General features: G+C 64.2%; 15 protein-coding genes and 1 pseudogene. 7 read left to right on the top strand and 9 right to left on the bottom strand.

Going from position 1 to position 14,011, the window contains the following annotated elements; translation table 11 throughout:
• On the bottom strand, window positions 1-133 hold a 133-nt coding region (gene rpsR / locus B2V90_RS10700; RefSeq protein ID WP_293921223.1), incomplete at its 3' end, for a 30S ribosomal protein S18.
• Between the two features lie 13 nt (window positions 134-146).
• A complete protein-coding gene (rpsF, locus tag B2V90_RS10695; protein WP_009821299.1) occupies window positions 147-572 on the bottom strand; it encodes a 30S ribosomal protein S6 in 426 nt (141 codons plus the stop codon).
• A 318-nt stretch (window positions 573-890) separates the two neighbouring features.
• On the opposite strand from rpsF, the gene B2V90_RS10690 reads away from it, so the two are divergent.
• Window positions 891-2,291 (top strand): GntP family permease, encoded by a 1,401-nt coding sequence (locus B2V90_RS10690; RefSeq protein WP_228220413.1) that lies wholly within the window; start codon window positions 891-893, stop codon window positions 2,289-2,291.
• Here B2V90_RS10690 and B2V90_RS10685 read toward each other — a convergent pair.
• From B2V90_RS10685 to B2V90_RS10660, 6 genes are all read right to left on the bottom strand, one after another.
• Window positions 2,288-2,689: a BLUF domain-containing protein gene (locus B2V90_RS10685; protein WP_228220412.1), complete on the bottom strand. Its 402-nt coding sequence runs from the start codon at window positions 2,687-2,689 to the stop codon at window positions 2,288-2,290. The two genes, B2V90_RS10690 and B2V90_RS10685, sit on opposite strands and share 4 nt — an antisense overlap.
• A gap of 141 nt (window positions 2,690-2,830) precedes the next feature.
• Window positions 2,831-3,202: an RcnB family protein gene (locus B2V90_RS10680; RefSeq protein ID WP_009821302.1), complete on the bottom strand. Its 372-nt coding sequence runs from the start codon at window positions 3,200-3,202 to the stop codon at window positions 2,831-2,833.
• Between the two features lie 169 nt (window positions 3,203-3,371).
• Window positions 3,372-4,577, bottom strand: coding sequence for an ABC transporter permease (locus tag B2V90_RS10675; RefSeq protein WP_228220411.1), 1,206 nt, complete (start codon window positions 4,575-4,577; stop codon window positions 3,372-3,374).
• Window positions 4,577-5,278, bottom strand: coding sequence for an ABC transporter ATP-binding protein (locus B2V90_RS10670; protein ID WP_228220410.1), 702 nt, complete (start codon window positions 5,276-5,278; stop codon window positions 4,577-4,579). Before B2V90_RS10670 ends, B2V90_RS10675 begins: the two co-directional genes overlap by 1 nt.
• Before the next feature lie 6 nt (window positions 5,279-5,284).
• Window positions 5,285-6,826, bottom strand: a complete 1,542-nt coding sequence (locus B2V90_RS10665; protein WP_228220409.1) for an efflux RND transporter periplasmic adaptor subunit — start codon at window positions 6,824-6,826, stop codon at window positions 5,285-5,287.
• Entirely contained in the window at window positions 6,816-8,267 is a 1,452-nt protein-coding gene (locus tag B2V90_RS10660; RefSeq protein ID WP_228220408.1) for an efflux transporter outer membrane subunit, read from the bottom strand. Before B2V90_RS10660 ends, B2V90_RS10665 begins: the two co-directional genes overlap by 11 nt.
• A gap of 181 nt (window positions 8,268-8,448) precedes the next feature.
• On the opposite strand from B2V90_RS10660, the gene fabD reads away from it, so the two are divergent.
• The gene (gene fabD, locus B2V90_RS10655) at window positions 8,449-9,384 is read left to right on the top strand and encodes an ACP S-malonyltransferase (protein WP_228220561.1); all 936 of its coding nucleotides are present in this window, start codon (window positions 8,449-8,451) and stop codon (window positions 9,382-9,384) included.
• A gap of 73 nt (window positions 9,385-9,457) precedes the next feature.
• Window positions 9,458-10,198, top strand: a complete 741-nt coding sequence (fabG, locus tag B2V90_RS10650; protein ID WP_228220407.1) for a 3-oxoacyl-[acyl-carrier-protein] reductase — start codon at window positions 9,458-9,460, stop codon at window positions 10,196-10,198.
• Window positions 10,199-10,256: 58 nt separating this feature from the next.
• On the opposite strand, the gene B2V90_RS10645 is transcribed toward fabG, so the two are convergent.
• Window positions 10,257-10,592, bottom strand: a complete 336-nt coding sequence (locus tag B2V90_RS10645; RefSeq protein WP_228220406.1) for an ArsR/SmtB family transcription factor — start codon at window positions 10,590-10,592, stop codon at window positions 10,257-10,259.
• Window positions 10,593-10,884: 292 nt separating this feature from the next.
• Here B2V90_RS10645 and B2V90_RS10640 point away from each other — a divergent pair, with 292 nt between their 5' ends.
• The 4 genes and pseudogenes from B2V90_RS10640 to B2V90_RS10625 form a co-directional block, all read left to right on the top strand.
• Window positions 10,885-12,027, top strand: coding sequence for a site-specific DNA-methyltransferase (locus B2V90_RS10640; RefSeq protein WP_293921221.1), 1,143 nt, complete (start codon window positions 10,885-10,887; stop codon window positions 12,025-12,027).
• Window positions 12,028-12,043: 16 nt separating this feature from the next.
• Complete coding sequence (folP, locus tag B2V90_RS10635; RefSeq protein ID WP_228220405.1) at window positions 12,044-13,171, top strand: dihydropteroate synthase; 1,128 nt, start codon at window positions 12,044-12,046, stop codon at window positions 13,169-13,171.
• Window positions 13,172-13,306: 135 nt separating this feature from the next.
• Window positions 13,307-13,786 (top strand): 50S ribosomal protein L13, encoded by a 480-nt coding sequence (gene rplM / locus B2V90_RS10630; protein WP_009821313.1) that lies wholly within the window; start codon window positions 13,307-13,309, stop codon window positions 13,784-13,786.
• Window positions 13,786-14,011: pseudogene (locus B2V90_RS10625) on the top strand (30S ribosomal protein S9); the annotation flags it as partial. The gene rplM and the pseudogene B2V90_RS10625, both read left to right, overlap by 1 nt.

The following is a 14,011-nucleotide window of genomic DNA, read 5'->3' as shown; positions in this document are numbered from 1 at the left end:
TGCGGCTGGGGACGATCTTGCCGCGCTCGGACACGAAGCCCTGGAGCAGACGGACGTCCTTATAATCGATCTTCGGCGCATCCTTGGCGGCGAAGGGGCAGCTCTTGCGGCGGCGGAAAAACGGGCGTGCCATGATCTAGATCTCCTTATTCGCCAGCGTTCGCGTCTTCGCGTTCGCGGCGCGGGCCACGATCGCCATCACGGCCGCCACGGTCGCCGCGCGACCCGCGGTCGCCACGATCCGAGCGTTCCTGCTTGCGCATCATCACCGACGGGCCGGTTTCCAGCTCGTCCACCTTGACGGTCATGTAGCGGATGATGTCTTCGTTGATCTGGGTCTGGCGCTCCAGTTCCGCGACGACGCCGGCAGGGGCGTCGATGTTCAGCATCACATAATGCGCCTTGCGATTCTTGGCGATCTTGTAGGCCAGGCTGCGCAGGCCCCAGGTTTCAACCTTGGTAACCTTGCCGTCCATGTCCTCGACGATCTTGGTGGCGGTTTCCGCCAAAGCGTCGACCTGCGCCTGTGCCAGATCCTGGCGCGCAAGGAAGACGTGCTCATAAAGAGCCATGTCATTGCCTCATCTGTTGGCCGATCGCTGACGCCCACCCCATGTGGAACGCCCCTCCGGCTGTCGTCTCAACTGAATTCACTCCCGCAGGGCCGAGTCACCCCGGTCCTGTCGGAAGCGGCGCCTATGACGCAAAGGCCGGGGAAAGGCAAGGCGCGTTTGTGCAGCATGATCCTGCCAGAAGCCGTTCGTTCCGAATAGCGAGCGCGCTTGTGGAAATGGCGTATCGAGGGATAGATTGGCGTGCGACCCTGCGATACGGGTCTTCGATACGCTCGGCCCCTATTCAGGGCGAACGGGAGGGGAGCAGAAAATTCCATGCCAATCGCGATCGCCGCCCTGTCCCTTATCCTGCTGATGATTGCGGCCTATCGCGGCATGAGCGTCATCGTCATGGCGCCGTTGCTCGCCATGCTGGCGGTGCTGCTGACGGACCCGGCCGCTGTGCCGGCGGCCTTTTCGGGCCTGTTCATGGAGAAGGCGGCGAGTTTCCTGAAGCTCTATTTTCCCGTCTTCCTGCTCGGCGCGCTGTTCGGCAAGCTGGTGGAAATTTCCGGCTTTTCCCGCGCGATCGTGACGGCGGTGATCGGATTCATCGGGGCAGGGCGCGCCATTCCGGCGATCATGATCGTCACCGCCCTGCTGACCTATGGCGGGGTGTCGGTGTTCGTCGCGGTATTTGCGGTCTATCCTTTCGCAGCCGAAATGTTTCGCCGGGCCGATATTCCCAAGCGCCTGATCCCCGCCACGATCGGCCTGGGGGCATTGACCTTCACCATGGATGCGTTGCCGGGCACGCCGCAGATCCAGAACATCATTCCCGCCAGCTTTTTCGGTACGACGGCCTGGGCCGCGCCGATCCTGGGGCTGATCGGATCGGCCTGCATCATCACGGCGGGCCTCGCCTATCTGGGCTGGCGGCGACGCAGCCTGATGGCGGTGGGGGAGGGCTATGGCGCGCCGGGCGATCTCGTCAATGAACCCGACCAGCAGGACGCGGGCGCGACCATTCACCCGCTGATCGCGCTGCTGCCGCTGCTGGTCGTGGGTGTCGGCAATTTGCTGCTCACCATGGCGATTCCGCGCTGGGCAGGGGGCAAGGCGGTGACGTTGGCGCTTCCCGGCATGGCCGATCCGGTGTCGGTTCAGGTCGCGCAGATGGCGGCGCTATGGGCTGTCGAAGGGGCGCTTTTGCTGGGGATCGGCACGATCCTGCTCTTCGCCTTTCGCCCCGTCGCGCAACGCTTTGCCGACGGATCCAAGACTGCCGTCGGCGGCGCGCTGCTGGCGGGCATGAACACGGCGGTGGAATATGGGTTTGGCGCTGTTATCGCCGCGCTGCCGGGCTTCCTGATGGTCAAGGAAGCCCTGCGTGCGATCCCCAACCCGTTGGTCAATGAAGCCATCACCGTGACGTCGCTTGCCGGCATCACCGGGTCGGCGTCCGGCGGCCTGTCGATCGCGCTGGCGGCGATGGCCGACCAGTTCGCGGCAGCGGGCGACGCGGCCGGCATCCCGCGCGAAGTGCTGCATCGCGTCGCCTCCATGGCGTCGGGCGGGATGGACAGTTTGCCGCACAATGGCGCGGTCATCACGTTGCTGGCCGTCACCGGCCTGACCCATCGTCAGGCCTATAAGGATATTTTCGCGCTGACGGTGATCAAGACGATGACGGTCTTTGTCGTCATCGCCGTCTATTATCTGACCGGGCTGGTCTAGCCCCGGTGCATTTCGGCCGATCCGATGAAATGCGCCCGGGTCGACGGCCCGGCATGGTCCAGCAGCTTTGCGACCTTGTGCTTTAGGGCCGAGGCGGGCTGAAAAGGATCATCATAGGCCATGCCCCATTCGCCAAATTCGCGCGCGTCGATCGGCGCGTCGCGCAGTTTGACGATCGCATTGTGCCGGCCATCGCGCGTGATGCGCTGGTAGATGCGCTCGACGGCATCCCTGGGACCTTCCAGGACCTGGAGGAAGCGTTTGCTGTTGAACAAGAGCAGTCCGGTGACGCCATCGACGCGATTGCGATCCTCCGCATCCTTGGCGATGGCGGCGCATTGTGTGGCCGAAACCGGCCCGGTCGCGCTGCTGATATACATGATCTGATGCAAGGACATGACCCAATCTCGTGAAAATGGCCCCCCGACCGGCCTGCAATTAAGCGGAAAACCCTTAAAGATCAGTATTTGACTTCGATCAGCAAAAAGCCCGGAGGCTGGGGCCTCCGGGCTTTCAAAAGGAAGAGGATAATGTAGGGGTTAACGAATAACGCTGCCCACCACCGCGCCGATGATGCCGCTGGTGATGGCGATCAGGACGGCGTCATTGCCCGAGCGCACCCACTGATATCCGCGCGGCGGAGCGCTCAGCCGATAATCGCGATAGTTGTTCACGACGCGATAATGGGTGGCATAGCGGCGGTCGAAACGCTGACCCTTCGCCCAGCGGCGGGCGGGCGTTGCCTTGCGGACTGTGGTCTTCTGCTTCACGACCGTGCGGCCGTGCGGCCTGTGCTTGACGACGGTGCGGGTCACTTCCTGCCGGTGCGGCGCCGCCTGCGCCTGAGCGGTGACGATGGGGCTGGCGACCAGCGTGGTGGTGGCCAGGGTCATGATGATCTTCTTGAACATAGTCTGCTCCTTTGCCTGTGATCGGGCGCCGCGTTCCGGCGTCGAAAACAGATTTAGGAGGCGGTTGTCGCGCGGATGTGTCGTCGGGTGCGCAACTTTGTCTGAAAATGTAACAAGCTGAATTTAAACCTGAATATTGGTTCATCGGCGGTGATTGACGGCGCTGCGCCTATTCGTGGCGCAGCGCGTCGATGGGATTGAGAGCGGCGGCGCGGCGTGCCGGGAAATAGCCGAACACAACCCCGATCGCGGCCGAAAAGAGGAAGGCGATAAGATTCACCTTCACGTCGAAGAGGAACGGCACCTGCATCAGTGGCGCGATGGCGAGCGACGCGATCAGCGCCAGCAAAAGCCCGATCAGGCCGCCGAGGCACGACAGCACGATGGCTTCGACCAGAAACTGCATCAGCACTTCGCGCGCGACCGCGCCGATGGCCAGGCGGATGCCGATTTCCCGCGTGCGTTCCGTCACCGACACCAGCATGATATTCATGATGCCGATGCCCCCGACCAGCAGGGAGATGGCCGCCACCGCACCGACGATCTGGGTCAGGATGGTGGTGGTGCCAGTCAGCGTGTCGCTGATCTGCTTGGTGTCGAAGACGTTGAAATTATCTTCGGTGCCCGGTTTGATCTTGCGCCGTTCGCGCATCAATTCCTCCAGGCTGGTCTGGACGGTCGATGTGTCATAGGCATCATCGACCGCCACCATGATCTGGCTGACGTCGCGGTCGCCGGTGAAGCGCCGCTGCACGAAGCGGATCGGCATGACGACGACATCGTCCTGATCACCAAAGCCGCCTTGGCCGCGTGTCGACAGGACGCCGATCACCTGGCAGGACACGCCCTTGATGCGCATGCGCTTGCCCAGCGGGTCATTATTCTGGAACAGGTTGGTGCGCACGGTATTGCCGATGACGCAGACCGGCTTTCCGGCCTCTTCCTCTTCGGGCATGAACAGCCGTCCGTCGGCGACTTTCCATTGCTGGACTTCGGAATAGGCCGATGTGGTGCCATAGACGGTGGTCGACCAGTTATTGCCTTCATAGATGGCGGTGCCGCTCGACTGGACCAGCGGGGCGACCGCGCGCACGCCGGTCAGCTGGTTCTCAATCGCGGTCAGGTCTGCTTCCTTGAAGTCGGGCGGACGCGGCCCGCCGCCGCCACGACCAAAGCCTTGGCCGGGGCGCAATTGCAGCACATTGGCGCCCAGCGAGCTGATCTGTTCACGCACAGCCGCCGTCGCGCCATTGCCCAATGTGACCATGGTCACGACGGCCGCCACGCCGATGATGATGCCAAGCGTGGTCAGGAAGCTGCGCAGCTTGTGCCGGTTGATCGCGCGGAAGGCGAGGATGATGGTGGTGCCCAGCATTATGCGCCTGCTCCTGCGTCCACCCGTTCGACCAGCCCGTCCTTGAAATGGACGATGGTGCGGGCAAAGGCCGCCATGTCCGGCTCATGCGTGACCATCAGCACGGTGATGCCGCTGTTGCGGTTGAGGTCGGTCAGTAATTCCATGATCTCGATCGACCGTTCGGAATCGAGGTTTCCGGTGGGCTCGTCCGCCAGCAGCACATCGGGCTGCGTCACGATGGCGCGGGCGATGGCAACGCGCTGCTGCTGACCGCCAGACAGTTCGGCGGGCGTATGGTCCCACCAGGGTTTGAGGCCCACCTTGTCGAGCGCCGCCATGCCCATGTCGTAGCGCGTCTTCTTGTCCTCGCCGCGATAGAGGAGGGGCAGTTCCACATTTTCGAGCGCGGTCGTGCGCGACAGCAGGTTGAAGCCCTGAAACACGAAGCCGAGATAGCGGCGGCGCAGGAGCGCACGCTGGTCGCGGTCGAGTGTTTCGACATGGCGCCCCTTGAACAGGAATGCGCCCCCCGATGGCACGTCGAGGCACCCCAATATGTTCATCGTGGTGGACTTGCCGGAGCCCGAAGGCCCCATGACCGCGACGAAATCGCCCTGCGCGATGTCGAGGTCGATGCCCTTGAGCGCCTGAAAGGCGGTCGCCCCTTCGCCATAAATCTTGGTGACGCCGCGCAGCGAGATGATGGGTTTGTCGGTCATCAGCGGTCAGGTTCCGCTCTGCCGTCCGGTGCCGCGCGTCTCCGTTGGTTCGCTCTGGCCCTGCGCGGGCGCGACCGGCGCGGTTTCGGGCGCGGCGTCGCCTGAATTGCCCAGCTTGCCCATGCTCGCCGGGCTGCCATCGGTCGATGGATTACGCGGCCTTTGGCCTGTCGCCTTGTCCTGGGTGTTACCCGCGTCGGCCTTCTGGTCCTCGGCCGGCGCTTCCTGGCCCGCCGCGAGTTGCCCTGTGATGACCTTCATGCCGGATTTGAGGTCGCCCCCGGTGATGACGGTGCGCGATCCGTCACTGGCGCCGACGACCACCTGAACCGGCTTGGGATTGCCGTCTTCACCCAGCACATAAACGGTCTGGCTGCTGCCCGCGCCGAAATTGACCTGGCGATTGCCGCCGCGGCGGAAACGGCGCGGGCCGGGCAGCACGCTGGTGATGCCGCCGCCATCCGATGCGCCGCTGCTGGGCTTGAAGCGCAAGGCGCTGTTGGGAACCAGCAGCACGTCATGCAATTCCTGCGTCACGATGTCCGCCGTTGCCGTCATGCCGGGGCGCAGAATTTCGTCCTGATTGTTCACGGACAGCACGGCCGTGTAGGCGACCACGGTGCCGGTGGTGGTGCTGGAACTGCTGGAAGTGGAGGAGGAACTGGCGCTGCTCGATGCGTTCGACCCGACATTCACCCGCGTAACCTTGGCCGGGAAGCTGCGGCCGGGGAAGGCGTCGACGGCGAAGGTCGCGGACTGGCCTTCCTTCACCTGGCCGACATCGGCCTCGTCCACCGCGACCTCGACCTCCATCTGCGTCAGGTCCTCGGCGATGGTGAAGAGCACCGGCGCATTCAGGGACGCGGCGACCGTCTGCCCCGGCTCGATATCGCGCGACAGCACGACGCCGGTAACGGGCGACACGATCTGCGCGATCGACAAATTGGTCTGGGCGCTCGACAACTGGGCCTGCGACGCTGTGACCTGCGCCCGGGCCGATCGCAGATTGGCGATCGCGCTCTGATAATCGGCGCGCGCGGCGTCGAGCTCCGTTTTCGCGGGAACCCGGCCGCCCGACAGCTTGAACACATTTTCCTGCCGGTCGAGCGTCGCCTTGGCCAGCGCGACCTGCGCCTGCGCCTGCGCGACGCTGGCCTGCGAGGAGGCGACCTGGGCGCGGTTCTGGTTCACCGTGTCGACCAGCCGTCGCGTGTCGAGTTCGGCCAGCTTCTGCCCGCGCGTCACCCGGTCATTCACGTCGACATAGACTTGCGTGATCTTGCCCGATTGTTCGGAGCCGACATCCACCTGATTGATGGGTTTCAAATTGCCGGTCGCTGACACCGTGACCGTCAGGTCTCCCTGCCGCACGGCGCGGGTCGCATAATTGGGCTTATCGTCGCCACCAAAACAGCGGGCGATCAGCAGGATGGCGATCAGCAACGCGATGCCGATGCCGCCGCGGATCACCCATTTGCGCCACGGTTTTTCCGGCTTGGCGCCAAGGAAGTCATTGAGGTCCTGATCGGTGGTCATGTCATTGCTCATCGGGGCGGTCGTCCATGCTCTGCCAGCCGCCGCCCAGCGCATTATAGAGCTGGGCGATGGCAAGGGCTTCGTCGGCTTGCGCGGAAGCCAGGCTGTTGCGGGCGTTCAAAAGCGTATTTTCGCTGTTCGACAATGTCTGGAAGTCGATCAGACCAGCCTGATACTGGCTGCGCGCCAGGATCGCGGCGTTGTTCGACGCATCATAGGCGATTGCGAATTCCGTCTTGCGTGCGCGAGCGCTGGTGAGAGAGGCCATCGCGTTTTCGACATCCTCCAGCGCGCTCAGCACATTTTGCTTATAGGCGGCGAAGGCGGCGTCGGTCGCGGCCTTTTGCGCACGCACCTGCGATGCCAGCCGCCCGCCATCGAAAATGGTCTGCGCGACATTGGCGAACACGCCGCCGGTGATGAGCTCGAACAGCTGGCTGAACGCGTTCGACGTAGTGCCGATATTGCCACTGATGCCGAGCGAGGGATAAAGCTGCGCCTGTGCTACGCCGATCCGGGCGGTTGCAGCGGCAAGCGCGCGTTCGGCGCTACGCACGTCCGGGCGCTGGCGCAGCGTATCGGCCGGAATCCCGGTCGCAATATCGGTTGACGGCTGCGGGATGGGGGCGGGCGTTTCCAGCGTCCGCGTCGCGTCGCCCGGCGCTTGTCCTGTTAGCACCGCGATGCGGTTGAGGCTGCCTTTGAGGCTCGCCTCCAACTGCGGGATGGTGGCGTTGGTCTGCGCCAGCTGCGCGCGGGCCTGCTGCTCGTCGAGTGAGGAGACGAGGCCCGCCTGCAACCGCCAGCTGGCGATCTGATAATTGTCGCGCTGCACCGCCTGGGTTTCGCGCGCTACCTTGAGCCGCGCCTGCGCCAACCGCGCCTGAACATAATTGTTCACCAGTTCGGATATGACCGTCATGCGCACGGTGGCGAGGTCAAAGCCCGACGCTTCCAGATCAGCGCGCGCCGCTTCGCGCCCGCGCCGCAATTCGCCGAACAGGTCGAGTTGCCAGCTGGCGTTGATGCGGGCCGAATAGCTGCTCGACCAGTTTCCGCCGCCGCCACCAATCGGATTGCCATTGGCGTCCAGACGGCCGCCGGCATCCTGGCTGCTGTAATTGCGCCCGCCCGTCGCGGAACCGCTCAATTGCGGCAGCAAACTGGCATTGGACTGGATCAGGCTTTCGCGCGCTTGCCGCAGCCGCGCCTGCGCTTGCACGACGTCCAGATTATTGGCCACCGCCTGGTCGATGAGCGCGCTCAACGTCGGGTCGTTGAGGCGCGTCCACCATTGGCCAAGCTCCGCTTCGCTGAGCGCCGCGCCATCGCCCGCGCTATAGGCGGCCGGCACGCCCAGCGCGCCCGTCTGCGGCGCGCGATAATCCGGGCCGGCGGCGCAGGCGGACAGCGTCAGCGCCGTCCCGCTGATCCATGCTAGGCGATATCGCACCTTTTCCTTGCACTCCGTCGTCGTTAAAGGGGCCGCTTCATGCCGATCCCGCGAGGGACCGGCGACCACATGCGCCCTGACTGCCGCAGGGGTGTGTATGGCTCAACGACATTTATGTCTCAAAGTGTAACGGCAGTGAGAAACGGCGCTTTTGCGAGCGCTTCGGGCTTCGAGGTGAATGATGCGGGCATTTCTATTTCCGGGACAGGGCAGCCAGTCGGTCGGCATGGGCAAGGCGTTGGCGGATGCCAGCGGCGCGGCGAGGGAGCTGTTTCAGGAGGTGGACGAGGCCCTGTCGCAGCATCTGTTTCGCATCATGGTGGAGGGGCCGGACAGCGATTTGACCCTCACGGAAAATGCGCAGCCCGCGATCATGGCCAACGCCATCGCCACGCTGCGTGTCATGCAGAAGGAAGGCGGCTTTTCGCTGGCCGACAAGGGCGATTATGTCGCCGGGCACAGCCTGGGCGAATATAGCGCGCTGTGCGCGGCCGAGGCGTTCGATATCGGCACCACGGCGCGCTTGCTGAAATTGCGGGGCCAGGCGATGCAGGCCGCCGTGCCGGTGGGAGAGGGCGCGATGGCCGCGCTGCTGGGCGCGGATATCGACAAGGCGCAGGCGCTGGCGGACGCGGCCGCGCAAGGCGAGGTATGCACCGTCGCGAACGACAATGATCCCACGCAGGTGGTGATTTCCGGCCATCGCGGCGCGATCGAGCGCGCGGTGGCGATGGTGAAGGACCATGGCATCAAGCGCGGCGTGCTGCTGCCTGTGTCCGCGCCCTTCCACTGCCCGTTGATGCAGCCGGCCGCCGAGGCGATGGAGACGGCGCTGGGCAAGGCAGCGATCAACGCGCCGCTGCTGCCGGTCTACGCCAATGTGCTGGCCGCGCCGGTTGCCGACGGCGAAGAGATCAAGGCCCGCCTGGTCGAGCAGGTGACGGGCCGCGTGCGTTGGCGTGAATCCGTGACGGCGATGTGGGACGCGGGCGTCACGGACTTCGTGGAGGTCGGCGGCAAGGTGCTCGGCCCGATGGTCAAGCGCATCGCGCCCGACGCGACCGTGCGCAGCATCGTGACGATGGACGACATCGAAGGCGCGCTGGCGGCGTTCTGATCTTTGTTCGCGTGCAGGCGCGAAGACGTTCTCTGCGCTTTTGCACGAACAAAATATAATGGAGTAGATGGATATGTTCGACCTGACAGGCATGACCGCGCTGGTGACGGGCGCATCGGGCGGGATCGGTTCGTCGATCGCGAAGGCGCTGGCGGCGCAGGGCGCGACGCTGGCGCTGTCCGGCAGCAATGAGGACAAGCTCAAAGCCTTCGCCGCGGAATTGGGCGGCGACCACAAGACGGTCGTGTGCAACCTCTCCGACCCCGCATCCGTCGACGCGCTCGTGCCCCAGGCGGTCGAGGCGCTGGGCGGCAAGATCGACATTCTGGTCAACAATGCCGGCATCACCCGCGACAATCTGATCCTGCGGATGAAGGATGAGGAATGGAGCCAGGTGATCCAGGTCAATCTGGAGGCTGCCTTCCGCCTGTGCCGGGCCGCCGCCAAGCCGATGATGAAGGCGCGCTTTGGCCGCATCATCTCCATCACATCGGTCGTGGGCGTCACCGGCAATCCGGGTCAGGCCAATTATTGCGCGTCCAAGGCAGGCATTATCGGCATGTCCAAATCTCTGGGCCAGGAACTGGCGAGCCGTGGCGTGACCGTCAATTGCGTCGCGCCCGGCTTCATCCGGTCGGCCATGACCGATGCGCTTAATGACACGCAAAAGAGCGCGATCCTGGCCAAGATTCCGGCGGGCGACCTGGGCGGTGGGGATGACATCGGCGCGGCCGTCGTCTACCTCGCCAGCAGGGAAGCGGGCTATGTCACGGGGCAGACGCTGCATGTGAATGGCGGCATGGCGATGATCTGACCAAGACGGGGGAGGGGCATCTTATTGGATGCCCCTTCTGCCGATCATTGGAAAAGGATCATGCCTCTATCCCCTCCAGCGCGCTAAAGCGCTGCGACCATAAAGCGCCATAGACCGCCATCCACTGCACCACAGGGGCAAGGCCCTTGGCACGCGCGGCATAGAAGGTTTCCCGACCTGCCCGGCGGACGGTCACGAGTTCGGCGCGCTTGAGCTTGGCCATGTGGCGCGACACCATGGGTTGCGATACGCCCGATATGGCGGTCAGCGCGTGGACGCTCTGTTCGCCCTCGCGCACCAGATGTTCCAGCAACGCGCGGCGGGTGCCATCGGACAGGGCCTTGAACTGCGCGTCGATGGTAGCGCTGCGATCATCCTGCAATATCTTCGTCATGGAAATGCCATAACCATAGGGTTATGAATGATGCAAGGTCGGTCGCGATCAGGCGCCCTTTGGCGGCGTTAACCAAAAAAAGTCGCGTCCATTCTGTGGGTGAGTCTTTTGAGTCACACCGCCCGATATGGAGTCTGGCGGGCCGCGAACGACTCAATATCTTGTGGGTCCCCGCTTCGTTCTCCCCATCATTAACCAATATGCCAAGTCCGTGGCTTAAGCTGCTGATCTTGACGCCGGACTCCGCAGGACTCATCGCATGGTCCTCAAGGAACATATGGGGGCAAGCAGCATGGGTGTCATGGAACGGGTCGCGGCGCCGCGACGAAAAAAGGCGGTTGCGCCGGTTGCGATCGAGGCGGCGTCGGTCCCGGTTGACACCTTGCTGCGTGGCGACTGCATCGCGCAGATGGCGGCGCTGCCCGACAAGTGCATCGACATGATCTTTGCCGACCCGCCTTATAATCTTCAACTGGGCGGCGACCTGTTCCGGCCGGAAGGCAGCAGGGTCGATGCGGTCGATAATGACTGGGACAAGTTCGACACGCTGGGGTCCTATGACCGCTTCACCAAGGCGTGGCTGCGCGAGGCGCGTCGCATCCTCAAGCCCAATGGCACCATCTGGGTGATCGGCAGCTATCACAATATCTTTCGCGTGGGTTCCGCGCTTCAGGATGAAGGCTTCTGGATCCTCAACGACATCATCTGGCGCAAGGCCAACCCCATGCCCAATTTCAAGGGCACCCGCTTTACGAACGCGCATGAAACGCTGATCTGGGCGAGCCAGGGCGAGGATGCGAAATATACGTTCAACTACAAGGCTATGAAGACGCTGAACGACGAATTGCAGATGCGGTCTGACTGGGTGCTGCCGATCTGCGGCGGGCAGGAGCGTTTGAAGCGCAACGGGACGAAGGCGCATCCGACGCAAAAGCCCGAATCGCTGCTCTACCGCGTGCTGCTGTCCTGCACCAAGCCGGGCGACGTGGTGCTCGATCCCTTTTTTGGCACCGGCACCACCGGCGCGGTCGCCAAACGCCTTGGCCGGCGCTGGATCGGCATTGAGCGCGAAGAGGATTATATCGAAGTAGCACTGGAGCGCATCGCCGATGCGCTGCCGCTCGATGAATCGGCGCTCACCATCATGCAGAGCGCTCGCAGCCAGCCCAAGGTCGCGTTCGGCACGCTGGTGGAAACCGGCTATCTGAAGCCCGGCGCGATCCTCACCGACGCCAAGCGCCGCTGGCAGGCGCAGGTGCGGGCCGACGGTTCGCTGGCGGTCGGGACCGACAGCGGCTCCATCCATAAGATGGGGGCGACGCTGCAAGGCGCGCCGAGCTGCAATGGCTGGACCTTCTGGCATTATGAGGCGGAGGGCGGCTTGAAGCCGATCGATGCCCTGCGCCAGACCTATTTGCTCGCCAACGAGCCGTAATCGGCGCGGAGACCATATGGTTGCCATGCATCCCATCCCCGCCGACGCGCGCCTCATCCTCAAGCCCATATGGTTCGTGCCGACGCCGATCGGACTGGCCGATGGTGCGGCCGCCCGCATGGGCAATGGGCTGATCTGGTTTCAGGGCTATGAGCTGAGCGCGTTCAGCGGCGCGCAGCGGATCGCGCGGAAGACCATCCCCGTCGCGGATTTCGATATAGCGGTGGCGTCTCTGCCTGAACCCCAGGCGGCGCGGGCGCGGTGCCTCGCCGCGAACATCTCCGCGCCGCGTCCGCCGCTTGCCCTGGGCGATCGCACGATCCGGTTCGATGCGCCGCAGGTGATGGCGATCCTCAACATCACGCCGGACAGTTTTTCCGATGGCGGCGCGCATATGGACGATCCGCAGGCGGCGGCCGACGCTGGCTTTGGCATGGCGGCGGCGGGGGCGGCGCTGATCGACGTGGGCGGGGAATCCACCCGGCCAAAGGCCGCAATGATCTGGGAAGGCGACGAAATCAAGCGGGTCGTGCCGGTCATCGAAAGGCTGGCCGCGTCGGGCGTTCCGGTGTCGATCGACACGCGCAAGGCGGCGGTGATGGAAGCCGCGCTCGCCGCCGGGGCCGGCATCGTCAACGATGTGAGCGCGCTGGCGCATGATCCGCGCAGCCTGGAGGTGGTCGCACGCGCGGGTTGCCCGGTCATATTGATGCATGCGCCATCGGCCGGCGATGACCCGCATCATAATCCCGCCGGCTATGGCGATGTGGTCGCCGATGTGTTCTATCATCTGGAGGCGCGCATCAAGGCGTGCCTCGATGCTGGGATCGCGCGCGAGCGCATCATGGTCGATCCGGGGCTAGGCTTCGGCAAGACCCTGTCGGACAATCTGGCGCTGGTGAACGGCCTTGCGACATTCCAGGGGCTGGGCGTGCCGCTGCTGTTCGCGGGCAGCCGCAAGCGGCTGATCGGCGCGCTGTCCAACGAGGCGCCCGCCGCCGATCGCCTTGGCGGATCGGTCGCGCTGGCGTTCCGCGCCGCGCAACTGGGCGCGCAGATGGTGCGGGTCCATGATGTGAAGGAAAGCGTCCAGGCGCTGCATCTGTGGCGCGGCCTGGCCGACGCGGGCCTGAGCGCTATTTAGCAGCGGGTATTATTTTACCCGTCAGCAAAGCCGCGCATTTGCTTGACTTGGGCGCGCAGACTCGTCATTAGCGCCCCACTTCCGGATGTCGGCTTCGATGTCCGGTTTCATTTTTCTTGTTTGGAGATTGGCACCATGAAGGCGCTGATGAAGACCACCAAGCCGGCGACCCCGGCAACGGTCGAAAAGAAGTGGATCCTGATCGACGCGGAAGGTCTCGTCGTCGGCCGCCTCGCTTCGACCGTGGCGAATATCCTGCGCGGCAAGCACAAGCCGTCCTTTACCCCGCATGTCGATTGCGGTGACAATGTCATCATCATCAACGCGGGCAAGGTGAAATTCACTGGCCGCAAGATGACCGACAAGGTCTATTACAAGCACACCGGCTATGCCGGCGGCATCAAGGAAACCACGCCCGCCAAGATCCTGGAAGGCCGTTTCCCCGAGCGCGTCCTGGAAAAGGCCGTCGAGCGCATGATCCCCCGTGGCCCGCTGGGCCGCCAGCAGATGCGCAACCTGCGCATCTTCGCCGGCGCCGAGCACAACCACGAAGCCCAGAACCCCGAAGTGCTCGATTTCGCATCGCGCAACCGCAAGAACAAGGTGGGTGCATAATGTCCGATAACCGTCAGTCCCTGTCCGACCTCGCGTCGCTGGCCGCCAACGCGCCTGCCACGGCCGCGCCGGCCGCCGCTGAAGGCGAAGCGCCTGCCGCTGCGCCGGCCGCGCCCTCGGCTCCGCTGCGCCAGCAGGAAATCGACGCCCAGGGCCGCGCCTATGCGACCGGCCGCCGCAAGGATGCCGTCGCCCGCGTGTGGGTGAAGCCGGGCACCGGCAAGA

Source organism: Sphingobium sp. UBA5915, from assembly GCF_002431195.1.
GTDB classification, from domain to species: domain Bacteria; phylum Pseudomonadota; class Alphaproteobacteria; order Sphingomonadales; family Sphingomonadaceae; genus Sphingobium; species Sphingobium soli.
This window is presented reverse-complemented; position numbering and strand designations above follow the sequence as displayed.